Origin of the sequence: Roseovarius mucosus DSM 17069, assembly GCF_000768555.3 — a bacterium.
In the GTDB taxonomy this organism is placed as follows: domain Bacteria; phylum Pseudomonadota; class Alphaproteobacteria; order Rhodobacterales; family Rhodobacteraceae; genus Roseovarius; species Roseovarius mucosus.
Map to the genome: position 1 here is coordinate 272294 of NZ_KN293978.2, position 21683 is coordinate 293976.

19 protein-coding genes are annotated in these 21683 nt (G+C 60.1%); 12 read left to right on the top strand and 7 right to left on the bottom strand.

What is annotated here, in order from left to right; translation table 11 throughout:
• The first annotated feature begins 1 nt into the window (after position 1).
• Genes nuoL through nuoN form a run of 3 tightly spaced genes read left to right on the top strand, consistent with a single transcriptional unit; the run spans position 2 to position 5105 of the window.
• On the top strand, positions 2 to 2107 hold the full coding sequence (nuoL, locus tag ROSMUC_RS08365; RefSeq protein ID WP_037271646.1) for an NADH-quinone oxidoreductase subunit L: 2106 nt from the start codon (positions 2 to 4) through the stop codon (positions 2105 to 2107).
• Positions 2107 to 3654, top strand: coding sequence for an NADH-quinone oxidoreductase subunit M (locus tag ROSMUC_RS08370; protein WP_037271648.1), 1548 nt, complete (start codon positions 2107 to 2109; stop codon positions 3652 to 3654). Before nuoL ends, ROSMUC_RS08370 begins: the two co-directional genes overlap by 1 nt.
• Before the next feature lie 17 nt (positions 3655 to 3671).
• Positions 3672 to 5105, top strand: coding sequence for an NADH-quinone oxidoreductase subunit NuoN (nuoN, locus tag ROSMUC_RS08375; RefSeq protein ID WP_037271650.1), 1434 nt, complete (start codon positions 3672 to 3674; stop codon positions 5103 to 5105).
• 54 nt (positions 5106 to 5159) lie between these two features.
• Here the strand turns inward: nuoN and ROSMUC_RS08380 are convergent, their stop codons facing one another.
• The 3 genes from ROSMUC_RS08380 to ROSMUC_RS08390 are packed head-to-tail and all read right to left on the bottom strand — an operon-like array spanning position 5160 to position 7758.
• Positions 5160 to 5672: a thioredoxin domain-containing protein gene (locus ROSMUC_RS08380; protein ID WP_037271652.1), complete on the bottom strand. Its 513-nt coding sequence runs from the start codon at positions 5670 to 5672 to the stop codon at positions 5160 to 5162.
• A gap of 2 nt (positions 5673 to 5674) precedes the next feature.
• The gene (locus ROSMUC_RS08385) at positions 5675 to 6439 is read right to left on the bottom strand and encodes a DsbA family protein (protein WP_206018434.1); all 765 of its coding nucleotides are present in this window, start codon (positions 6437 to 6439) and stop codon (positions 5675 to 5677) included.
• Positions 6436 to 7758 (bottom strand): M48 family metalloprotease, encoded by a 1323-nt coding sequence (locus ROSMUC_RS08390; RefSeq protein ID WP_037271654.1) that lies wholly within the window; start codon positions 7756 to 7758, stop codon positions 6436 to 6438. Before ROSMUC_RS08390 ends, ROSMUC_RS08385 begins: the two co-directional genes overlap by 4 nt.
• Before the next feature lie 62 nt (positions 7759 to 7820).
• On the opposite strand from ROSMUC_RS08390, the gene ROSMUC_RS08395 reads away from it, so the two are divergent.
• From ROSMUC_RS08395 to fabZ, 5 genes are all read left to right on the top strand, one after another.
• Positions 7821 to 8987 carry a pyridoxal phosphate-dependent aminotransferase gene (locus ROSMUC_RS08395; RefSeq protein ID WP_037271655.1) on the top strand — a complete coding sequence of 389 codons (1167 nt, stop codon included), beginning with the start codon at positions 7821 to 7823 and terminating at the stop codon, positions 8985 to 8987.
• Positions 8988 to 9102: 115 nt separating this feature from the next.
• Positions 9103 to 9228 carry a hypothetical protein gene (locus ROSMUC_RS21555; RefSeq protein ID WP_281256589.1) on the top strand — a complete coding sequence of 42 codons (126 nt, stop codon included), beginning with the start codon at positions 9103 to 9105 and terminating at the stop codon, positions 9226 to 9228.
• A 94-nt stretch (positions 9229 to 9322) separates the two neighbouring features.
• Positions 9323 to 11659, top strand: a complete 2337-nt coding sequence (gene bamA / locus ROSMUC_RS08400) for an outer membrane protein assembly factor BamA (protein ID WP_037271657.1) — start codon at positions 9323 to 9325, stop codon at positions 11657 to 11659.
• Between the two features lie 2 nt (positions 11660 to 11661).
• Positions 11662 to 12237: an OmpH/Skp family outer membrane protein gene (locus tag ROSMUC_RS08405; RefSeq protein WP_037271659.1), complete on the top strand. Its 576-nt coding sequence runs from the start codon at positions 11662 to 11664 to the stop codon at positions 12235 to 12237.
• Positions 12238 to 12311: 74 nt separating this feature from the next.
• On the top strand, positions 12312 to 12776 hold the full coding sequence (fabZ, locus tag ROSMUC_RS08410) for a 3-hydroxyacyl-ACP dehydratase FabZ (protein ID WP_037271662.1): 465 nt from the start codon (positions 12312 to 12314) through the stop codon (positions 12774 to 12776).
• Between the two features lie 20 nt (positions 12777 to 12796).
• Here fabZ and ROSMUC_RS08415 read toward each other — a convergent pair whose 3' ends face one another.
• Complete coding sequence (locus ROSMUC_RS08415) at positions 12797 to 13270, bottom strand: DUF2059 domain-containing protein (protein WP_037271664.1); 474 nt, start codon at positions 13268 to 13270, stop codon at positions 12797 to 12799.
• 157 nt (positions 13271 to 13427) lie between these two features.
• On the opposite strand from ROSMUC_RS08415, the gene ROSMUC_RS08420 reads away from it, so the two are divergent.
• A complete protein-coding gene (locus ROSMUC_RS08420; RefSeq protein ID WP_037271666.1) occupies positions 13428 to 14513 on the top strand; it encodes an ABC transporter ATP-binding protein in 1086 nt (361 codons plus the stop codon).
• Positions 14514 to 14520: 7 nt separating this feature from the next.
• Here ROSMUC_RS08420 and ROSMUC_RS08425 read toward each other — a convergent pair whose 3' ends face one another.
• Both ROSMUC_RS08425 and secG read right to left on the bottom strand, forming a co-directional pair.
• Positions 14521 to 16164 (bottom strand): CTP synthase, encoded by a 1644-nt coding sequence (locus ROSMUC_RS08425; protein WP_037271668.1) that lies wholly within the window; start codon positions 16162 to 16164, stop codon positions 14521 to 14523.
• Positions 16165 to 16331: 167 nt separating this feature from the next.
• Entirely contained in the window at positions 16332 to 16694 is a 363-nt protein-coding gene (secG, locus tag ROSMUC_RS08430; RefSeq protein ID WP_037271670.1) for a preprotein translocase subunit SecG, read from the bottom strand.
• Positions 16695 to 16897: 203 nt separating this feature from the next.
• On the opposite strand from secG, the gene ROSMUC_RS08435 reads away from it, so the two are divergent.
• Complete coding sequence (locus tag ROSMUC_RS08435) at positions 16898 to 18193, top strand: adenylosuccinate synthase (protein ID WP_037271672.1); 1296 nt, start codon at positions 16898 to 16900, stop codon at positions 18191 to 18193.
• 9 nt (positions 18194 to 18202) lie between these two features.
• Entirely contained in the window at positions 18203 to 18427 is a 225-nt protein-coding gene (locus tag ROSMUC_RS08440) for a DUF2842 domain-containing protein (RefSeq protein WP_037271674.1), read from the top strand.
• A gap of 78 nt (positions 18428 to 18505) precedes the next feature.
• Here ROSMUC_RS08440 and ROSMUC_RS08445 read toward each other — a convergent pair whose 3' ends face one another.
• Positions 18506 to 20914 carry a GcvT family protein gene (locus ROSMUC_RS08445; RefSeq protein ID WP_037272000.1) on the bottom strand — a complete coding sequence of 803 codons (2409 nt, stop codon included), beginning with the start codon at positions 20912 to 20914 and terminating at the stop codon, positions 18506 to 18508.
• Positions 20915 to 21167: 253 nt separating this feature from the next.
• Here ROSMUC_RS08445 and ROSMUC_RS08450 point away from each other — a divergent pair, with 253 nt between their 5' ends.
• A complete protein-coding gene (locus tag ROSMUC_RS08450; protein WP_037271676.1) occupies positions 21168 to 21536 on the top strand; it encodes a hypothetical protein in 369 nt (122 codons plus the stop codon).
• Positions 21537 to 21683: the final 147 nt, after the last annotated feature.

Genomic DNA, 21683 nt, shown 5'->3' on the forward strand with positions numbered 1-21683 from the left:
CATGGAAACCACTCTCCTCTTCACGCCTCTCGTGGGCGCGCTTCTAGCGGGTTTTGGCTGGCGCATCCTTGGCGACAAGGGCGCGCAATGGTTGACCACCGGACTGTTGTTCCTGTCCTGCATCCTAAGCTGGATTGTATTTCTGGGGCATGACGGCGTCACGCATCAGGTGCATATCCTCGACTGGGTACAGTCGGGCACGCTGGATACAGCCTGGGCGATCCGACTGGACCGGCTGACCGCGATCATGCTCATCGTGATCACCACCGTCTCGGCGCTCGTTCATCTCTATTCCATGGGCTACATGGCGCATGACGACAATTTCCGCGAGAACGAGAGCTATCGGCCGCGGTTCTTTGCCTATCTGTCGTTCTTCACCTTCGCGATGCTGATGCTGGTGACGTCGGATAATCTCTTGCAGATGTTCTTTGGATGGGAAGGTGTGGGCGTTGCCTCTTACCTGCTGATCGGCTTCTATTTCCGCAAACCCAGTGCCAATGCCGCCGCGATCAAGGCCTTCGTGGTGAACCGGGTGGGGGATTTCGGTTTTGCGCTTGGCATCATGGCGCTCTACTTCCTGACGGACTCGATCAAGTTCGACGACATCTTTGCCGCGGCCCCGATGCTGGCGGAAACGCAGTTGACGTTCCTGTGGACCGAATGGAACGCTGCCAATCTGATTGCCTTCCTGCTCTTTGTGGGGGCCATGGGTAAATCGGCGCAGCTGTTCCTGCACACCTGGTTGCCGGACGCGATGGAAGGCCCGACCCCGGTGTCGGCGCTCATTCACGCGGCGACCATGGTGACAGCGGGTGTCTTCCTCGTATGTCGCATGTCGCCGCTGATGGAATACGCGCCCGAGGCGATGAGCTTTGTCGTCTTCCTCGGAGCGACGACCGCGTTCTTCGCCGCGACCGTCGGCCTGGTGCAGAATGACATCAAGCGCGTGATCGCCTATTCGACCTGCTCGCAGCTTGGCTATATGTTCGTGGCCGCTGGCGTGGGCGTCTATTCGGTGGCGATGTTCCACCTCTTCACGCATGCCTTCTTCAAGGCCATGCTGTTCCTGGGCGCGGGTTCGGTCATCCACGGGATGCATCACGAGCAGGACATGCGCAACTATGGCGGTCTGCGCAAAAAGCTGCCTTATACGTTCTGGGCAATGATGATCGGGACGCTGGCCATCACCGGCGTGGGCATTCCGCTTACCCATATCGGTTTTGCCGGGTTCCTCAGCAAGGATGCTGTGATCGAGAGTGCCTGGGCCGGGACACAAGGCGGTTATGCCTTCTGGATGTTGGTTATTGCGGCGCTGTTTACCTCCTTCTACAGCTGGCGTCTGATCTTCCTCACCTTCTTTGGCGAGGCGCGCGGCGACAAACACACGCATGAGCACGCGCATGAAAGCCCGATGGTGATGTTGGTGCCTTTGGGTGTCTTGGCGCTTGGCGCGGTCTTTGCCGGGATGGTCTGGTACAACAGCTTCTTTGGCAGCCACGAGGCCGTGAACAAGTTCTTTGGAATCCCGGCGCACCACGTCGAGGCCTCTGAAGGGCATGGTGCGGAGGCGGATGCCGAGGCAAGCACGGGTCATGGTGAAGCTGCCACGCAAGAGGGGCACGAGGCCGTAGCCGACATGGCGCATGCCGCGGCACCGCAAGGGGCCATCTTCATGCACCCCGACAATCACGTGATGGATGAGGCGCATCATGCGCCGAAATGGGTCAAGGTCAGCCCCTTTGTTGCGATGCTGATCGGGTTCCTGACGGCGGTCTGGTTCTATATCTGGGATCCGGCGATGCCCCGGCGCGTGGCCGAGACAAATCGCCCGCTCTACCTCTTCCTGCTCAACAAGTGGTATTTCGACGAGATCTTTGATTTTCTCTTCGTGCGGCCCGCCAAGGCGCTTGGCCATCTGTTGTGGAAACGTGGCGACGGGGACGTGATCGACGGCTCGATCAACGGTGTGGCGATGGGGATCATCCCGTGGTTCACCCGCCTCGCAGGGCGCGCGCAGTCCGGCTACATCTTTACCTATGCCTTTGCCATGGTGATCGGAATCGCGGTTCTGGTGACTTGGATGACGATCTTCGGGGGAGCCAACTAATGGACAACCTGCTTTCCATTGTGACCTTCATCCCGGCGGTCGCGGCGGCAATTCTTGCAGTCTTTCTGCGCGGTTCGGACGAGGCGGCGCAGCGCAATGCCAAATGGGTGGCGCTGATCGCGACGACGCTGACCTTTGTCGTGTCCCTGTTTATCCTTTTCGAGTTCGATGCCTCGAACACCGGATTTCAGTTCGTCGAGGACCGCGAGTGGCTCTTGGGGCTGAAATACAAGATGGGGGTGGACGGGATCAGCGTGCTCTTTGTCATGCTCACCACCTTCATGATGCCGCTCACGATTGCGGCCTCCTGGGGCGTGACAACGCGCGTCAAGGAGTACATGATCGCTTTCCTCCTGTTGGAAACGCTGATGCTGGGCGTGTTCATGGCGCTCGATCTTGTGCTTTTCTACCTCTTCTTCGAGGCGGGGCTTATTCCGATGTTCCTGATCATCGGTATCTGGGGCGGCAAGGAACGCATTTATGCGTCGTTCAAGTTCTTCCTCTACACCTTCCTCGGCTCGGTGCTGATGCTGGTGGCGATGGTTGCGATGTTCTCGGATGCTGGCACCACGGATATTGCGGCACTGCTGAAACATGAGTTCGAAAGCGAGACCTTCTCGATCCTCGGGGTGCATGTGATCGGCGGCATGCAGACGTTGATGTTCCTTGCATTCTTTGCCAGCTTTGCGGTCAAGATGCCTATGTGGCCGGTGCATACATGGTTGCCCGACGCCCACGTGCAGGCGCCGACCGCAGGTTCGGTCGTGCTGGCGGCGATCCTCTTGAAGATGGGCGGCTATGGCTTCTTGCGCTTCAGCCTGCCGATGTTCCCGGTGGGGGCAGAGGTTCTGACGCCGCTGGTGCTGTGGATGAGTGCCATTGCGATTGTCTATACTTCGCTGGTGGCTCTGGCGCAGTCGGATATGAAAAAGCTGATCGCTTATTCGTCTGTGGCGCATATGGGTTATGTGACCATGGGGATTTTCGCAGCCAATCAGCAGGGCGTGGATGGTGCGATTTTCCAGATGCTGAGCCATGGTTTTATCTCGGGCGCGCTCTTTCTCTGCGTGGGCGTGATCTATGACCGGATGCACACCCGCGAGATTGACGCTTATGGCGGTCTCGTGAACCGGATGCCGGCCTATGCGCTGATCTTCATGTTCTTTACCATGGCCAATGTCGGCCTGCCGGGGACCTCTGGTTTCATCGGGGAATTCCTGACACTGGTCGGTATTTTCCAAGTCAACACATGGGTGGCGGCGGTGGCCACGACGGGTGTGATCCTGTCGGCCGCTTATGCGCTCTGGCTCTATCGGCGGGTTGTAATGGGCGACCTGATCAAGGAGAGCCTGCGGACGATCACTGATATGACCAAACGCGAGCGGGCAATTTTTGCGCCGCTGGTGGTGATGACGCTCTTGCTGGGTATCTATCCCCGGCTTGTGACCGATATCACCGGCCCCTCGGTCGAGGCGCTGATTTCCAACGTTGAGACGGCACAGGCGATGGCTGAGACCACGACGCAACATGCCGAAACCTCGCATTGAACCGGAGGCCCTGAGACATGCAGGCTGATCTATCCATAATCCTGCCCGAGATCGTTCTCTCGGTCTATGCGCTCTTGGCGCTGTTGGGCGTGGCCTATACCGGACAGGACCGCATGGCGAGTCCACTGGTCTGGCTGACGGCGGGTCTCTTCACGCTCTTGGCGGTGTGGATTGGGGCCTCGGGAGAGGGCACGCGCACCGCCTTTGGCGGCATGTTCAACGATGACGGCTTTGCGCGCTTTGCCAAGGTCACGATCCTTGTGTCGGCGGCGGCGGTGCTGGTGCTGGGACAGGATTACATGTCGCGGCGCGGTATCCTGCGGTTTGAATATCCGCTCCTGGTGGCCTTGGCCGTTGTGGGCATGATGGTCATGGTCAGCGCCGGTGATCTGATGGCGCTCTACATGGGGCTCGAGTTGCAATCGCTGGCGCTCTATGTCGTGGCCTCCTTGCGTCGTGACAGTGCGAAATCGACCGAGGCGGGCCTCAAATATTTCGTTCTGGGCGCGCTGTCGTCAGGATTGTTGCTCTATGGCGCATCGCTGACCTATGGCTATGCGGGCACCACGCTCTTTTCCGGGATCATCGCGGCGGCAGATGGGCAGGCGCCTGTTGGCCTTTTGATCGGTCTGGTCTTTGTCCTCTCGGGCCTTGCGTTCAAGATTTCGGCGGTGCCGTTCCACATGTGGACACCCGATGTCTATGAGGGTGCGCCCACGCCGATCACCGCGTTTTTCGCCACGGCGCCCAAGATGGCGGCGATGGGGCTCTTTGCCCGGGTGGTGCATGATGCGTTTGGCGGTGTGGTCGCGGATTGGCAGCAGGTGCTGGCGTTGTTGGCGCTGCTTTCGATGTTCCTGGGCGCGGTGGCGGCGATTGGTCAGACCGATATCAAGCGTCTGATGGCCTATTCCTCGATTGCGCATATGGGTTATGCGCTGATGGGGCTGGCGGCGGGCACTGCCTTTGGCGTGCAGGCGATGCTGATCTACATGGCGATTTATGTGACGATGAACGTAGGCACCTTCGCCTTTATCCTGTCGATGGAGCGGGACGGGCAGCCGGTCACGGATATTCGCAGCCTTGCGATGTATTCCCGCGCCGAACCGGGCCGGGCGCTTGCCATGCTGATCCTGTTGTTCAGCCTTGCCGGTGTGCCGCCGCTCCTGGGCTTTTTCGGCAAGCTTTATGTGCTGCGCGCGGCCTATGAGGGCGGGCTGGCATGGCTGGCGATTGCCGGGGTGATCGCGTCGGTGATCGGTGCCTTCTACTATCTGCGGATCGTATTCTACATGTATTTCGGCGAAGAGGGCACGGGGCTTCAAACCGGGCGTTCCGCGGTGCAGTGGCTGTTCCTGATGGGATCGGCGGCGGTGATGCTGCTTGGCATCGTCAATATGTTCGGGATCGAGGCCATGGCACAGGCGGCGGCGGCAACGCTGGTCAACTGAGCCTGAATGACAGATGCAAACAAGAGGCGCGCCCAAGTGGCGCGCCTCTTGCGTTCAGGGGCGCAGGTATTTTTCGAGCACGATAGCGGGCATGGCCCCGCGCAGCATCATGTCGGGCAGGACGTAAGAGGGGGCCATGTCGAGGCCGAGTGGGGTGACAAGGGGCGTGTTCTCGGTCAGGTCAAAGACATTCACCCGCAGGCCCAAGCGCGCCGCGAGCTCCCGCAACTCGGCCTCGGCCGTGGCGCAGTCGGGACAGTCGGTCTGAGTGAAAAAGGCGATAGACGGGGTCGCTCCCTCCGCTCCGAAACCGGGCAGGCCGGGGGCAAAGAGGCGCGGGGCAGCCTGCGCGAGCAGGTCCAGATCGCGCGTCGCCTCATCGGCATAGAGATCAGCGCCGGTGATTGGCGCGGGGTCCGTGATCGGCGCAAGCAGGCTGGGCGTGTCGATCAAGACCGCGCGGATCGCCTCGCCCAGGGTTGTGCGCGATTGCTGCGGCAGATCCTGTGCAAAGGCAGAGGTGGCCGCCCCCAGCAGGAGGGCGGTCAATAGAGGCAGGTTGCGCATGGTTATTGCGCGCGGATCTCGTCGGCGATGCGCTGCATGGCGTCTTGCGGCAGGTAGCCGCGCAGCATCTGGTCGCCCAGAACGAAAGAGGGCGTGCCGCTGATCTGCATCCGCTGGCCAAGGGCATGGTTTGCCGCAATCACTTGTGTCACCGCGTCGCTGTTCATCTCGGCGAGGATCGCCGTGGCATCGAGGCCCAAGGTGTCGGCCAGCCGCGAAAAGCCGGTTTCGTTCATGCTGCCAGAATAGGTCATCAGCGCATCGTGCACGGATTTATAGGCCTCGTCCCCTGCAACCTGACGGGTGGCGATGGCAAAGCGTGAGGCCAGCACCGATTCCTCGCCGAGGATCGGGAATTCCTTGATGATAAAGCGGATATTGCCATCGGCGGCCAAGAGACCCTTGACGTCATCAAAGGCGCGGCGGCAATAGCTGCACCGATAATCCATGAATTCAACCAGTGTCAGGTCGCCCTCCGGGTTGCCACCGACCCAGGAGCTGGGATCGTTGAACAGTGCTTCGGCATTGACCTTGACCAGATCACTGTCGGCCTGTGCCTGGGTCTGCGCCTCGCGCTGTTCCAATACGGCGACCGCTTCCATGATCACCTCGGGGTTTGCGAGCAGGTAGTCGCGGATTTCGGCGCGCAAGAGCGTGCGCTCGGCATCGGTCAGGCTCTCTAGATCGAGGGCTGCGGCGGGCTGCGCGAGGGCTAAGCAGAGGCCAAGACTGGCGGCGGTCAGGATCGAGCGTGGCATCGGGATCATTTTCTCCGTTTTTCTTCGGCTTCTGCGGCGAAAAGCACATCCTGCGCTCTTTGCCACGCGGCAGAGCCACGGGGCAAGAGATTAGACGCGCGTTCGGCGTGGATCTTAGCATCTTTGAACTTCCCTGCGATGGCATATCGTTCGGCGGTCAGCACCGAGGCCATTCCGTTGTTGCCCAGCTTGGCATTGGCCTGGGCCAGATCACGCAGGATACGGATGTCGCGGCCATCGCGGCTGCGGGCGGTTTCGAGAAATTTCACGGCTTTTTGTGTCTGATTGTCCGCGAGGAGGGCGCGGCCATAGGCCCCAAGGATGAGCGCGTTGTTGGGGGCGAGGTTGGCTGCGCGGGCATAGGCGGCGACGGCGGGTTTGATCTGACGGCTTTCCATCAGGATCTGGCCGCGCAATTCGTGCAGGTAGGGATCGTTGGGCCGCAGCGCTACGGCCCCGTCAATGGCCGTCAGGGCGCGGCGCAGGTCGGCCTGCCGGTGATAGGCGATGGCCTGCCGCATCAGTTTGACGTCTTGATAACCATATTCGCCAGCGCGAGTCAGGGTCCATTTGGGCGAGCGTTGAAAGGCCGACAGCTTGCTCTTGGCGCGGGCAAACCAATAGGTCGCCTCGGGGTCAGGGGCGACGGTTTTGCCCTGCGCTTCGGCCAATTGGGCGATCCGGCGAAAGCGGTCACGCGAGAGGGGGTGAGTGCGGGCATAGGCATCCTGGCGGCTGACCGAAAGCGCCTCTTGCCCCTGGAAAAGCTCCATCACCTGCACCGCGCCGCGCAAGTCGATGCCTGCGGTCAACAAAAAGCGCATACCGCTGGCGTCTGCGGCGTTTTCTTCGGCGCGGGTGTGTGAAAAGAAGCTGCGTATCGCGGCCCCTTGAAGCCCGGCGGCGGCACCCGCCGCGAATTCACCGCTGCCCGCCGCTGCCCCCGCAACTGCCGCAAGCGCGGTTCCAAGGGCCGCCGCTGTGCGGGCGTTGCGGGCATTGATCGGGCGGCGCATCAGATGCCCATTGGCGATATGCGCGGCCTCATGGGCGATGACCGATTGGAGCATGGCTGGTGTGTCCATACGCAGGATCAATCCGGAGTGGATGAAGATACTGTCGGCGTCGATGACAAAGGCATTCATGCTCGAATCGTCAATCAACAGGATATCAACGCGCGCAGGGCTGAGCCCCGCAGCCCGAAGGACCGGCGTTGCAAGAGCGCGCAGGGCCTGTTCGATGTCGGGATCGCGCAGCAACGTCACGGCACGCGCCGGCAGGGCCAGCGACAGAAGGAGCGAGAGCAGGGCGAGACGGAGAAGCAGCATTGACCTTGGCGGCCTTTTCCAGTGAGACGGGTCACATGTGGGGTCAGTCTAGGAGAAAACCAGTGCGGAACTCAACCCGGAGCCAAGTTGATCCCTTTATCGTGATGGATGTGATGGAGGCCGCCCGCCGCGCCGAGGCCGAGGGGCGTCATATTATTCACATGGAAGTGGGCCAGCCCGGCACGCCCGCGCCGGAAGGCGCGCGAGCGGCCCTTGCCCGGACCATGGCGACAGAGGCCATGGGCTATACCGTGGCACTTGGGTTGCCGGCGCTCAGGGCGCGGATCGCGAAGCTCTACGGAGAGTGGTACGATGTCGATCTGAACCCCGAGCGCGTGGTGATCACGCCCGGTTCTTCTGGTGGATTCATTCTTGCCTTTACCGCGCTTTTTGACGCGGGCGACCGGGTCGGGATCGGCGCACCTGGCTATCCCAGCTACCGGCAGATTTTGCGTGCGCTTGATCTTGTGCCGGTGGATATTCAGACGGCGGCGGAAAATCGCTTGCAGCCGGTGCCGGACGATCTGACGGGGCGGGACCTCAAGGGGCTTCTTGTGGCGAGCCCTGCGAATCCTTCAGGCACGATGCTGGACCGCGCGGCGCTTGGTGGGCTGATCGCGGCGGCAGAGGGGCAGGGGGCGGCCTTTATCAGCGATGAAATTTATCACGGCATCGAATACGAGCGCCGAGCGGTATCGGCCTTGGAGATCACCGACGACTGTTACGTGATCAACTCCTTTTCCAAGTATTTCTCGATGACCGGCTGGCGGATCGGCTGGATGGTCGTGCCCGAAGATCATGTGCGCGTCATCGAGCGTCTGGCGCAGAACCTCTTTATCTGCCCACCCCATGTCAGTCAGGTGGCGGCACTTGCGGCGATGGACTGTTCCGAGGAACTGGAGGCGAATATGGCGGTCTACCGGCGCAATCGTGCGCTGATTCTGGAGGGGCTGCCCAAGGCTGGTTTTGACCGTATCGCGCCGCCGGATGGGGCGTTTTACGTCTATGCCGATGTCAGCCATCTGACCGAAGACAGCCGGGCCTTTGCGGCGGAGATTCTGGACGCGGTGGGGGTGGCGGTAACGCCGGGGCTGGATTTCGATCCGATACGCGGGGCGGGCACGCTGCGGTTCTCCTATGCCCGTGCCACTGCGGATATTGAAGAAGGATTGGCGCGCCTGCGGCGTTTTATGGCCGCACGTGGCCCGGCTGGAGCGCAAGATACCTGAGACTTTTCACGCGCCGAGGCCGCTTGTCAGAATTTTGCCACATTCTGGTCGTGATACCGCCGAATGTCAGTGCCACTTTCGTGGCGTTCCACAACTTTCGATACCGAGGCAGGACATGCAACAGATCAGAAATGGTTATCACGGGGCGCGCGTGCTGTTGCACGTGAACGCGGATTTCCTGCTTTTTGTCGCAACCCTTGGGGCGGCTCTGTTGGCAGCAGCCTATATCGGCACGCTTTAGGCCCGGACATAACAAGGCCCGCACTCGCATTTTGACAAGGCCAGACAGACGGGTTACTGACATCGTTAATGGGATGTCTGACTGGGTTTGAGCAATGAATGATCGCGACGTGGACCGGCCGAAGAGCCGTATTCTTTCTCTTGCGGCGCGGATAGGCGCGGGTGTTGTCTTCGCGCTCTTTTTCGTTGCTTTCCTGATCGGGACGGGCCAGCGCGCTGAGGCGCAATCCTACCGCTTTTCTTCTGTTGCGATCGAGGGAAACCAGCGGATCGAAACGGGAACGATTCTGTCCTATGCGGGTATCGCGCGCAATGAGACTGTCTCGGCGGGACAGTTGAATGACGCCTATCAAAAGATCCTTGGCTCGGGCCTCTTCGAAGATGTCGAACTGGTGCCGCAGGGAAGCAATCTCTTGATTCGTGTGGTCGAGTTTCCGACGATCAACCAGATCGCCTTCGAGGGTAATGACAAGATCAAGGATGACGACCTTGCTGGTTTCATCCAGAGCAAGCCGCGTCAGGTGTTCAGCCCGACACAGGCTGAGCGGGACGCGGGAATCATCTCGGAAGCGTATAGTCAGAACGGCCGCATCGCGGCACGGGTAACGCCCAAGGTGATCCGCCGGAGCGACAACCGCGTTGATCTTGTGTTCGAAATCTTTGAAGGCCGCAAGATCGAGGTTCAACGTATCGGGTTTGTCGGGAACAAGGCATTTTCCGACAGGCGTCTGCGGCGTGTGGTCGAGAGCAAGCAGACCGGAATTCTGCGCGCATTGATCGAACGGGATACTTTCGTTGAGGATAGGGTCAATTTCGACCGGCAGGTGTTGACCGATTTCTACAATTCGCGCGGTTTTGTCGATTTCCGCGTGACCGGCACCAACGCTGAACTGGCACGTGAACGGGATGCGTATTTCATTACCTTCAACGTTCAGGAAGGTCAGCAGTTCCGCTTTGGTGAGATCACGACCGTCAGCGAGATGAACGGGGTCGAGGCCGAGATCTATGACGACACACTCAAGATCAAGCCGGGCGTGGTCTACTCGCCGACGCTGGTCGAAAGTTCCATCGCCCGGATGGAGCGATTGGCGATCAAGAATGGTGTCGATTTCATGCGTGTCGAGCCGCGGATCACCCGCAATGACCGCGATCTGACCCTGGATGTTGAGTTCGTTCTCCAACGCGGCCCGCGCATCTTTGTCGAGCGGATCGACATTGAGGGCAACACCACCACGCTCGACCGGGTCATCCGGCGTCAGTTTGATCAGGCCGAGGGTGATCCGTTCAATCCCCGCTCGATTCAACAGGCCGCTGACCGCATTCGCGCCTTGGGCTATTTCAAGGATGTCGATGTCAACGCCCGCGAGGGGTCGCGCCCCGATCAGGTTGTGATTGAAACTGATGTCGAGGAGACCACCACCGGCACTGTGTCGGTCGGGGCAAGTTTCTCGACAAACTCGGGTCTTGGCATTTCGCTTGGCTTTTCTGAGCGCAACTTCATCGGTCGTGGTCAGCAATTGACCGCGCAGATTCTGGCGACGGCGGATAACATCAACTACAACTTGGGTTTTGTTGAGCCGGCGTTTCTCGGGCGAGATGTGGCGCTTGGGCTTGATTTCTCTTTTCAGGAAACGGAAAGCGACAACAGCCTGTTCGATACGGCCATCGGTACATTCCGGCCCAGCCTGACCTTTCCGACCGGCGAGAATACGCGCCTGAACCTCTATTACAACGTCAGTTACGAGGATATGACGGATTATCAGGGCACGTCCGGCATTCTGCAGAACGAGATTGCACAAGGCGGGCTATGGACCAGTTCGGTGGGCTATAATTTCAGCTATGACACGAGGGCGGGTGGTCTGAATCCAAAAGCTGGCATTCTCCTATCTTTTGGTCAGGAATTTGCTGGGCTTGGCGGGGACAACGATTTCATCAAGACCACGGCGCGACTGGTGGGGCAGACGGCGATCTTGAATGAGGACGTTACGATCCGCGCAATCCTTGAAGGTGGCGCGCTCAATTTCTCGGGTAGTCGTGATAGTCGGTTCCTCAATCGCTTTGGATCTCAGGTGATACGTGGGTTCGAGCCGAATGGCATGGGTCCAATCGAGGGTAACGAATTGTTGGGCGGTGATTTTTTTGCGGCGCTCAAGTTCGAGGCGGAGTTCCCGCTTGGTCTGCCTGATGAATATGGCATCACCGGGGGGGCCTTTTACGATATCGGCTCGATCTGGGGGATTGGCAACCGGGGTTCCGTTGCGCCGGGCAACACGCTGTCCTCGACCGGGTTCAAGGCGCGGCACGTGATCGGCTTTTCGGTGTTTTGGTCATCGCCCTTTGGTCCGATCCGGATGAATTTCTCCAAGGCGCTGGAGAAGGAACCCGGTGACATCGAACAGCAGTTCGACCTGACCGTCCGCACGGAATTCTAGGCATGCGTGCGGCGCTTGCCGGGGTGGGGCTGTGCCTTGGGTTGTCCCTTGGCGCGGCCTTTCCTGTGTCGGCGCAACAGATGGGCGTGATCCAGAGCGACGTACTGGTGATCGACCCTGAGCGCATGTTGCTGGAATCCGACTATGGCAAGCGTCTGCAGGCAGAAATCCAAGCCGAGCGGGATCGGCTGATCGCTTATAACGAAAAGGTCGCGCAAGAGTTGGAGGCGGAAGAGCAACGCCTGACAGCTCTGCGTAGCACGACGCCTGCCAATGAATTCCGAGAGTTGGCGGATGCGTTTGACCAACGAGTCGAGGAGCTGCGGTTGGAGAGCGAGCGTCTGTCACGGGAGCTGGAACGGCGGCGCGAATTGATCCCCATCCAGTTCATGCGCGTGGTGCAGCCGGTGCTGACGGAATTGCTGAACGAGGCCAATGCAATGGTGATGATTGATGGGCGGACGGTGATGCTGCATACCAGCGCGTCGGATGTCACCGAACTTGCCGTGCAACGGATCAACGCGAGGATCGGCGTGGGTCCCCTGACACCAGACCAATCCGCCCCAACGAAAGACTAGGCAACGCAAGTAATCTTGCCCCGTGCCGCGCGGATTGCTAGGCACAAGGGGCAAGGCACGTGAAAGGACAACCCATGACCGAGTCCCTCAAATCCGCAGATATACATCTGATCCAGCGGATCATCCCGCATCGCTACCCCTTTCTCTTGGTGGACAAGGTGGTGGATATCGACGGGTATCAATCGGCACGGGGCATCAAGAATGTGACGATGAACGAGCCGCATTTCCAAGGGCATTTTCCCGGCAAGCCAATTATGCCCGGCGTCACCATCATCGAGGCGATGGCGCAGACCGCCGCCGTGATGGTAGGCGCGGCGCTTGAGATGCAGGACCGTAATATGCTGGTCTATTTCATGGCCATCGACAGCGCGAAATTTCGCCGAATGGTGGTACCGGGCGATGTCCTGGAAATGAAACTGCGCACGACGCGCGGCAAGCCGGGGGGCAAGGTGTGGAAGTTTTCGGGTCTTGCAGAGGTCGAAGGTGAACTCGCCGCAGAGGCCGAGTTCACCGCCATGATGGACCTGCCCAAAGCATAAGGGCGCGCCGGAGTGCGGTCTTACTTTGGCGTGGTGATTTCCTGGATCTTGGGCATCATTTCCGGCATCGCCTCTTGCAGGACGGCGGAGATCATCGGCTGCTGAATTTGCGCCAGTTGCGGCATCTTGCGCATGACAGCGCCGCCATGTTCAGACAGATAGAAATCACGCAGCGCGGTCAGCTCTTCGAGGGTCATGAGGTCAGCCATGACCTGATCCTGTTTGCGCATCACATCAGTCAGAGGCTGTGTCAGGTGATCCAGAAAGAGCTTGTCGATTTGCATAATCTGCTCTTCGGACATCCGTTGGCGGTTGGCGGCCATTTGTTGAATCATGGGTTGCCAGAGTTGGCGAATGAACTCTTGAATATCGGCATCGGTCATGGTCGCGTCGACATACTCTTTGGCAATGGCTACTCGCGCGGCGCGGTCGTCCTGTGCATGGACGGGGAAAGCAAGGCAGAGCGCAACCAAGGCGCCGGTGATAATCCGCATGGGAGAAACTCCTGAGGGTGAAATGTCGTGTAACCCAAACACCTCTGCGCGGGGCTGTCAACGGGCCGCAGCCATATGGCTTGCACTGGGGGCGAGGGGTTGATATTTCCTGCGGACAAAACCCGATAGAATTAATCGGAAAGACCAAGAGGCCCCGGTGCAGACCCCAATTCCCCGGCTTGAAATCAAGAACCTGACGCGCCGCTATGATGGGCGGCATGTGGTTAATGACGTCTCGTTGCGGGTGATGCCGGGGCATGTGACCTGTCTGCTCGGGCCTTCGGGCTGTGGTAAATCCACGACGCTGCGGATGATCGCCGGGGTCGAGATGCAGGATTCCGGCGAGATCTGGGTGGATGGCAATCTGGTATGCGACACGGTGTATCGCGTGCCCCCGGAGCGGCGGCATATCGGCCTGATGTTTCAGGATTTTGCGCTCTTTCCGCACCTGAGCGTGGCACAGAACGTCGCCTTTGGCCTCAGCGGGGACAAATCCGCCAAGATGGCGCGCGTGGGCGAGTTGCTCGAAAGGGTCGGCCTCTCGCGCTATCTCAATGCCTATCCGCACGAGCTTTCAGGGGGCGAGCAACAGCGTGTGGCGCTTGCCCGGGCGCTTGCGCCGCGTCCGGGCATCATGCTTATGGACGAGCCGTTCTCGGGCTTGGACAATCGCCTGCGCGATGGCATCCGTGACGAGACGCTTGAAATCCTGCGGGAACAGGATACGGCCGTCCTATTGGTCACGCATGAGCCGGAAGAGGCGATGCGCATGGCCGATGAAATCGCACTGATGCGGAACGGACGGATCGTGCAGCAGGGCGCGCCCTACAACGTCTACAATGCCCCTGTGGACCGCAGCGCCATGGCGTTCTTCTCGGAAATCAACGTGATCCGGGGGCGGGTGCGCGGATCGTTGGTCGATACGCCCTTTGGTCAGTTTCTAGCGCCCGGCGCCTATGAGGGTGCCGAGGTCGAGATCGTGATCCGGCCACAGCATATCAAGATCGACTTTGACCGGCACGGGCGCGGTCCCAACCCCACGCCGCAGGATGGCACCCCGGCACGCGGCGTGGTCGAGCGCGCGCGCTTCATGGGCTCCGAGAGCCTGGTCGAATTTCGTATGGATCACGACGGCTCGCTGCTCAAGGCGACCGTGCCCAATGTATTCCTGCCCAAAACGGGCAAGGCGCTCTGGCTGATGATCCGGCGCGATCGCTGTTTCCTCTTCCCCGTCAAGGGGTGACCCCACCTCAGACGAGGCGCGAGGTCGCAATTGCCGCGCGCACGAAATCGGCAAAGAGCGGATGCGGCGCGAAGGGTTTGGATTTCAGTTCCGGGTGATATTGCACGCCGATGAACCACGGGTGATCCGACCATTCCACGATCTCGGGCAGGCGTCCATCGGGCGACATGCCCGAGAAGGTCAGGCCGCAACCTTCGAGTTTCTCGCGATACTTGGTGTCCACCTCGTAGCGGTGGCGGTGACGCTCATCAATGGCAGTGCCGCCGTAAATCTCGGCCACACGGCTACCTTCCTTGAGCACGGCATCATAGGCCCCAAGACGCATGGTGCCGCCTTTGTCGTCGCTGACCTTGCGCTGCACCTTTTCGTTACCCTGCACCCATTCCTTGAGGTGATAGACCACCGGCTCGAACCGGCGCTTGCCTGCCTCGTGGTCGAATTCTTCTGATCCGGCGTCTTTCATGCCGGCCACGTTGCGCGCGGCCTCAATCACGGCCATCTGCATGCCAAGGCAAATACCAAGGTAGGGGATTTTGCGGGTGCGGGCGAATTCTGCGGCCTTGATCTTGCCTTCGGTTCCGCGTTCGCCAAAACCACCGGGCACGAGAATGGCGTGGAAGCCTTCGAGATGGGCGGCGGGATCTTCACGCTCGAAAATCTCGGCATCGACCCATTCCACGTTGACCTTGACCCGGTTGGCCATGCCGCCGTGAATGAGCGCCTCCTTGATCGACTTATAGGCATCCTCAAGCTGAACGTATTTCCCGACGATGGCGATATTGACCGCCCCATCGGTATTTTGGATACGATCCACGACATCGAGCCACACTGTCAGGTCCGGCTTTGGCGCGGGGCTGATCTGAAACACATCGAGCACGGCCTGATCCAGACCCTCGCGGTGATAGGCCAGCGGCGCCTCGTAAATCGACTTGAGATCATAGGCCGCGACAACATGCTCTTTGCGGACATTGCAGAAGAGGGCGATTTTCTCGCGTTCCTTGTCGGGGATCGGTTGTTCGGAGCGGCACACGAGGATGTCGGGGGCGATGCCGATGCTTTGGAGTTCCTTGACGCTGTGTTGCGTGGGCTTTGTCTTCAACTCGCCACTGGCGGCAAGATAGGGCAGAAGGGTGAGATGCATGAAGATGCACTGTCCGCGCGGGCGATCATGGCTGAACTGGCGGATCGCCTCAAAGAACGGCAGCCCCTCGATATCGCCCACGGTGCCGCCGATTTCACAGAGCATGAAATCGACCTCGTCTTCGCCAATGCTCAGGAACTCCTTGATTTCATTGGTGACATGCGGGACGACTTGAATGGTCTTGCCCAGATAGTCGCCGCGCCGCTCCTTTTCCAACACGTTGGAATAGATGCGCCCCGAACTGACCGAGTCGGTAATCCGCGCGGGAACTCCGGTGAAGCGCTCGTAATGGCCAAGATCGAGATCGGTTTCGGCCCCATCATCGGTGACGAACACCTCGCCATGTTCAAAGGGCGACATCGTCCCGGGATCGACGTTGAGATAGGGATCAAGCTTGCGCAGTCGCACCGAGAACCCGCGTGCCTGCAACAGCGCCCCGAGCGCCGCCGAGGCTAGTCCCTTGCCGAGCGAGGATACAACGCCGCCAGTGATGAAAATATATCGTGCCATGCGTTGAGGCCCCCGTGATCTCGTGTGTTTTATGGACGGTCTAAAACCCAGCGATGGCCCAAAGACCACCCTGCCACGGGATTTAACCTCTACAGGATTCGCGAGGATTGCGCAAGCCAACCGCTAGATGATGTTGCGCAATCCCAAAGCGCGCTCAAAGAATTGTGTCAGTCCGCTGTCGGCGTGAGGGGGGCCGTGTCACCTGCGGCCGGTGGCATCAGGGTCTCGACATCGGGCAGCGCGGGCGTCGATGTCTCGGCGGGGGGCGGTGCATCGGTCAGACGGTCGAGAACCGAGACCCCGGCCGCGTTCTGTGCGGCGATGATTGTCAGCGTGATCGAGGTCACGATAAAGGCCGCGGCCAGAATCCATGTCATCTTGCCTAGCGCCGTGGCTGCCGCGCGGCCCGTCATGGCCCCGCCACCGCCGCCACCCATGCCAAGCCCGCCACCTTCGGAGCGTTGCAGCAGCACCACGCCGATGAGGGCGAGTGCCAGAAGAAGATGGATGGTCAGAACGACATTTTCCATGGAAGAGGGAGCCTATGCTTATGTCTCGATCTGCCGCTATCTATGCAATTCTGCGCCCGCCCGCAACCCGACAATCGGCCACTGACTGCCAATTCGGGGAATGCAGGGGTGTCTCTGGGGGTTGAGGTGAATTAGATGTTTCACCCGGCGCATCCCCCCGTTATACCGGCGCGCGGTTTGGACCAAATGCCGAGGGGTAAATCATGGCAAATGTCGTCGTCGTCGGGGCCCAATGGGGAGACGAGGGAAAAGGCAAGATCGTCGATTGGCTGAGCGAACGCGCCGATGTGATCGCGCGCTTTCAAGGTGGCCATAACGCGGGCCATACTCTTGTCATCGACGGCAAGGTCTACAAGCTCAATGCCCTGCCTTCGGGCGTGGTGCGAGGCGGCAAGCTGAGCGTGATCGGCAATGGCGTGGTGCTGGACCCCTGGCATCTGGTCAAAGAAATTGCCTCGATCCGCGAGCAAGGGGTAACGATCACGCCCGAGACGTTGATGATCGCAGAGAATACACCGCTCATTCTGCCGATTCATGGTGAGTTGGACCGCGCCCGTGAAGAAGCGGCAAGCAAAGGCACCAAGATTGGCACCACCGGGCGCGGCATCGGACCTGCCTATGAGGACAAGGTTGGGCGTCGTTCGGTCCGGGTGGCGGATCTGGCGGATGAGGCCACGCTTATCGCGCGGGTTGATCGCGCACTTCAGCATCACGATCCGTTGCGGCGTGGACTTGGCATCGTGCCGGTCGATCGTGAGGTACTGATTGCACAGTTGAAAGAGATTGCGCCACAGATCCTGCCGTATGCCGCCCCAGTGTGGAAGGTGCTGAACGAGCAGCGCCGCGCAGGCAAGCGGATTCTCTTCGAGGGCGCGCAAGGGGCGCTTCTCGATATTGATTTCGGGACTTATCCTTTTGTCACTTCATCCAATGTGATCGCCGGTCAGGCGGCCACGGGCGTGGGCCTTGGACCGGGGGCGATTGATTACGTGCTGGGCATCGTCAAGGCCTATACCACGCGGGTGGGTGAGGGGCCGTTTCCCACCGAACTGCTCGATGACGATGGTCAACGTCTTGGCGAGCGCGGGCATGAATTCGGGACGGTGACAGGGCGCAAGCGGCGTTGCGGCTGGTTCGATGCCTGTCTCGTGCGCCAGACCTGCGTCACGTCGGGGGTTACGGGGATCGCCCTGACCAAACTCGATGTGCTGGACGGGTTCGAAACGCTCAAGATCTGCGTCGGGTATGATCTCGACGGCACGCGGCTGGATTACCTGCCAACCGCCGCCGATAGCCAAGCGCGCTGCACGCCGATTTACGAGGAATTGCCCGGTTGGTCGCAATCGACCGAGGGGGCGCGCAGTTGGGCCGATCTGCCCGCCGAGGCCATCAAATATGTGCGCCGCGTCGAAGAGTTGATCGACTGTCCGGTCGCGCTACTCTCTACCTCACCCGAGCGCGAGGATACGATCCTCGTGACAGACCCTTTCGCGGATTGAGGAGGATCGATGCCACTCAGTTACAAGGCCCGGAAACGCTGGTCGTTGGTGGTGTTGCTGGTGGGTTTGCCCGCCTATGTGGTGGTGGCGGTCAGCCTTGTGAACTGGATGGATCGCCCGTCAATCTGGGTGGAATTGCTGATCTATGTCGGGCTTGGTTTTCTTTGGATCTTGCCGCTCAAGCGCGTGTTCATCGGCGTGGGGCAACCTGATCCGGATGCGCCCGAAGACTGACGCGACCTTTTCAACGTTCTGCGAATACTTGAAACACCGGCGTCTGCACCTCTGAGCAGACGCCGTTTTTCTTCTGTTTCAGCCGCGCATCCGTTCGCCGTCCACGTCAAAAAGCGCCTCGGTGAGCATTTTTGCAGGGCGTTTGTGCCCGAGGATTTCGATTTCCGCTTCAAGCCCGGCTTGGGCTGTCTCGGACGGGATGAGGGCCAAGGCGGTGGATTTGCTCGCGTGGTGCGAATAGCCCCCCGAGGTGCAGAACCCGCGCACCTCATCCCCGATCCAGACCGGTTCGTATCCGTTCACATCTGCGTCCGCTGCATCCACCTCGAAGGCCACCAGTTTGCGCGCGGCTCCTTTGGCGCGCTCGGCCTCTGCCGCTGCGCGTCCGATGAAATCAGCGTTCTTGGTAAAGCTGATAAAGCGGTCCATGCCGGTCTCGCCGGGGGTGTAATCGGGCGAAAACTCGTTGAGCCATGAGCCAAAGAAGCGATCAAGTCGCAGGGACATCATCGCGCGCATCCCAAAGGGTTTCATCCCGTGCTCTTGCCCCGTCGACCAGAGCACATCCCAAAGCGCGCGTTGCGCCATCGGGTCGCAGAAGATCTCATAACCCAGATCACCGGTGTAGCTGACGCGCTGCACGAGGCAATCGACCATGCCAATGGTCGCGTGGCGCACATCCATGAAGCGCATCTCGTCCAGCGCATCACGGGTGCAGGCCATGAGCACGTCGCGTGCGCGCGGGCCTGCAATCTGAAATCCGTTCAGCCGATCAGAGATGTTCTCGACGCGCACGCCCGCCGCCTCGTTCTGGGCGAACCAACGCATATGCACCGCCTGCGCGCCATAAGAAGCGGTAAGTTGAAAGGTTTCGTCATTGAGGCAAGATACTGTGAAATCGCCCCAGAGCCGTCCCTTGGGCGAGAGCATTGGTGTGAGCGAGAGGCGCCCCGGCTTGGGGATGCGCCCCGCCATGATCCGGTCGAGCCATGCGCGCGCATTCGGCCCGGTGACGAGGTATTTGCCGAAGTTATGCACTTCGTTGATGCCTACGGCCTCGCGCACGGCGCGGACCTCGCGCGCGGTTGCCTCCCATGCGTTGGAACGGCGGAAGCTTGGCGTCTCGTAGCGCGGCTCGTCGCCTTGCGCGAAGTAATTGACCACCTCCAGCCCATATTGCGCGCCCCAGACCGCGCCCATTTTGTCGAACACGTCATACATCGGCGTCTGGCGGAAGGGGCGGGCGGCGGGCAGTTCTTCGTTCGGATATGAGACAGAAAAGCGTTTCTGATAGTTCTCGATCACCTTGGGGCGTGTATAGCCCGGCGTGATCCAGTCGCCAAAGCGCGCCACGTCCATCGCGGTCACGTCACGTTCGCATTCTCCCTCGATCATCCACTGCGCCAGCATGAGGCCCACGCCGCCCCCCTGCGAGAAGCCCGCCATGACACCACAGGCTGACCAATAGCCGCGCAGGCCGGGAATGGGGCCGACCAGCGGATTGCCGTCGGGGGCAAAGGTGAAGGGGCCATGGATGACCGATTTGACGCCCGCCTTTTCGAGCACGGGAAAGCGGCGGTAGGCGAATTCGATGCTGGCCTCGATCTTGTCGAGGTTGTCGGGCAGAAGCTCATGACCGAAATCCCAAGGCGTGCCATCGACTGCCCATGGCTTGCAGGGCTGTTCATAGAAGCCGATACAGAGCCCGCGCCCTTCTTGGCGCAGATAGCTTTCGCCGGCCGGGTCCATGACATGCGGGTGCTCGGTATCGCGCGTGTAGATTTCGGGAATTTCGTCGGTGACGATATACTGATGCTCCATCGGGTGCAGCGGCAGGTAGACGCCCGCCATCGCCCCCACTTCACGGGCCCAGAGACCGCCCGCGTTGACCACATGCTCGGTGTGGATGGTGCCCTTGTCCGTCACCACATCCCAGGTACCATCGGCGCGCTGCTTGGTCTCTTTCACCATGCAATGCGTCTCGATGCTGGCCCCGCCCATGCGCGCGGCCTTGGCATAGGCATGGGTGGTGCCGGAGGGGTCAAGATGGCCGTCGAGCGGATCGTAGAGCCCGCCGATGATCCCGTCGATATTCGTCACCGGCGCGATTTTCGCGATTTCTTCAGGTGTCACGATATGGGTGTCGAGGCCCATGTAGCGATGCTTGGCGCGCTCGGCCAAGAGCATGTCGAACCGGTCGCGATTGTCCGCGAGCGTGACCCCGCCGACGTGATGCAGCCCACAGGACATGCCGGTGATCTCTTCCAACTCCTTGTAGAGCCGGATCGTATAGCCCTGAAGAGCCGCCATGTTGGTGTCGCCGTTGAGCGTGTGAAACCCGCCCGCCGCGTGCCAAGTCGAGCCGGAGGTCAACTCCGAGCGCTCCAGCAGCATGACATCCGACCAGCCCAGTTTGGTCAGGTGATAGAGCACGGAACAGCCGACGACACCGCCGCCGATCACAACCACACGGGTGCTGGTTTTCATTTTGGAACTCCCTGAGATTTTGCCAGAGCCTGCCAGTGGCGCAGGAAAGATCATGTCTGTCAGCGACAATCTCTGACGTATTTGGATTTCGCTTCGCGCGGTTTGGCTTGGTGATTGGGTGTCCCTGAGCGAATTAATATTATAAAAAACAACCTAAGGACGAATCATTGAACCAATATTGCTCTTAAAGTATAAGGTTATTGCCTGCGCTATTTTGCAGGTGTGCTTTAATTTATCCAAGGAGGCCTTTGAAATGGCACAAGATTTTTATGAATTTGATCAAAGCGCGGTCGATGCTGCACTGGAAGTCGCACGACGCAGGCATGAGGGTCATGCCGCCGCCAAGAATCTCACGGCACAATCGGCTCTGCCGGCGGGTGGCGGGCATGTTGCAGTCGCTGCTCAGTGTATCTCTGTGACCGTGGAGAACAACCAGGTCTGTATCAAGCTACCGCTCGGGTTGGGCAAGCATTGCCTGCCTTTGCCGGTGTCGATCCCCAATGGCACCGCCGCCGAGGCCTGTCTGGATATCTGCACCAAGTTTGGCATTCCGACGGGCGTGAAGGTTTCGATCAAGGTTGCCGGAAGCACGGTGATCAGCGAGACCTTTGGCATCTGCTGAGAAAGGTCGGTCAGGACCGATCTGACCGTTCCCATGGATCGCGGCCTGTCCTTTGCGGGGCAGGCCGTTCTTTTGCTGTTTGGCACCGATTTGCATCAGAGCGACGGAAAATGTCGGAGATCGGCAATCGGGTCACGGTTGCGCCCT

Bases quoted from the DNA above. Each gene is read 5' to 3' on its own strand.
- nuoL (WP_037271646.1), top strand. From the start codon at position 2: ATGGAAACCACTCTCCTCTTCACGCCTCTCGTGGGCGCGCTTCTAGCG.
- ROSMUC_RS08370 (WP_037271648.1), top strand. From the start codon at position 2,107: ATGGACAACCTGCTTTCCATTGTGACCTTCATCCCGGCGGTCGCGGCG.
- nuoN (WP_037271650.1), top strand. From the start codon at position 3,672: ATGCAGGCTGATCTATCCATAATCCTGCCCGAGATCGTTCTCTCGGTC.
- ROSMUC_RS08380 (WP_037271652.1), bottom strand. From the start codon at position 5,672: ATGCGCAACCTGCCTCTATTGACCGCCCTCCTGCTGGGGGCGGCCACC.
- ROSMUC_RS08385 (WP_206018434.1), bottom strand. From the start codon at position 6,439: ATGATCCCGATGCCACGCTCGATCCTGACCGCCGCCAGTCTTGGCCTC.
- ROSMUC_RS08390 (WP_037271654.1), bottom strand. From the start codon at position 7,758: ATGCTGCTTCTCCGTCTCGCCCTGCTCTCGCTCCTTCTGTCGCTGGCC.
- ROSMUC_RS21555 (WP_281256589.1), top strand. From the start codon at position 9,103: ATGCAACAGATCAGAAATGGTTATCACGGGGCGCGCGTGCTGTTGCAC.
- bamA (WP_037271657.1), top strand. From the start codon at position 9,323: ATGAATGATCGCGACGTGGACCGGCCGAAGAGCCGTATTCTTTCTCTT.
- ROSMUC_RS08405 (WP_037271659.1), top strand. From the start codon at position 11,662: ATGCGTGCGGCGCTTGCCGGGGTGGGGCTGTGCCTTGGGTTGTCCCTT.
- fabZ (WP_037271662.1), top strand. From the start codon at position 12,312: ATGACCGAGTCCCTCAAATCCGCAGATATACATCTGATCCAGCGGATC.
- ROSMUC_RS08415 (WP_037271664.1), bottom strand. From the start codon at position 13,270: ATGCGGATTATCACCGGCGCCTTGGTTGCGCTCTGCCTTGCTTTCCCC.
- ROSMUC_RS08425 (WP_037271668.1), bottom strand. From the start codon at position 16,164: ATGGCACGATATATTTTCATCACTGGCGGCGTTGTATCCTCGCTCGGC.
- secG (WP_037271670.1), bottom strand. From the start codon at position 16,694: ATGGAAAATGTCGTTCTGACCATCCATCTTCTTCTGGCACTCGCCCTC.
- ROSMUC_RS08435 (WP_037271672.1), top strand. From the start codon at position 16,898: ATGGCAAATGTCGTCGTCGTCGGGGCCCAATGGGGAGACGAGGGAAAA.
- ROSMUC_RS08440 (WP_037271674.1), top strand. From the start codon at position 18,203: ATGCCACTCAGTTACAAGGCCCGGAAACGCTGGTCGTTGGTGGTGTTG.
- ROSMUC_RS08445 (WP_037272000.1), bottom strand. From the start codon at position 20,914: ATGAAAACCAGCACCCGTGTGGTTGTGATCGGCGGCGGTGTCGTCGGC.
- ROSMUC_RS08450 (WP_037271676.1), top strand. From the start codon at position 21,168: ATGGCACAAGATTTTTATGAATTTGATCAAAGCGCGGTCGATGCTGCA.